The organism is Vibrio sp. D173a, assembly GCF_030248475.1.
On record NZ_JAHGAH010000804.1, the window covers coordinates 1 to 595 of the forward strand.

Here is a 595-nt window from a genome sequence, read left to right on the forward strand (position 1 = left end):
ATTCGCCGCGTGATTCACTTTGACCTTCCCAAATCGATCGAGAACTACTCTCAGGAGATTGGACGCGCGAGTCGTGATGGCCAAAACTCTGAATGTATTCTACTCGCCAACAAGCACGGTTTAAGTACATTAGAGAACTTCGTGTTTGGTGACACACCCGATAACATCGCCATTCAGACAGTGCTTCAAGAGATCTATGCCTGTCAGCCGACCGGCAACACCTATGGCACGCAGTGGGAAATCATGCTAAACCAGCTCTCTCGCGAATCCAACATCCGCCAGCTTCCACTCAAAACCTTGCTGGTATATCTAGAGATCGAAGGCATTATTGAGCCAAAATACAGCTTCTTTGCCGACTACAAATTCAAGTTTGTAAGGCCAAAACCGCAGATTATCGACCAATTTCAGGGAGAGCGACGCGCTTTTGTTGAGTCAATTTTTCAGTGCTCACCTCAAGCTCGTGTCTGGTGCCAAGTGGATTTTGATGCGCTTTGGGAACACTTTCAAGCCGACAGACAACGTGTGGTTGCTGCCATCGACTATTTCAATGAACAGGGTTGGATTGAGTTAGAGAGCAAACAGATCACCGATGTCT

1 pseudogene is annotated in these 595 nt (G+C 47.4%); it reads left to right on the top strand.

Features of this window, described 5'->3' with window-relative positions:
- Positions 1-595: pseudogene (locus KIV40_RS29425) on the top strand (recombinase RecQ); the annotation flags it as partial.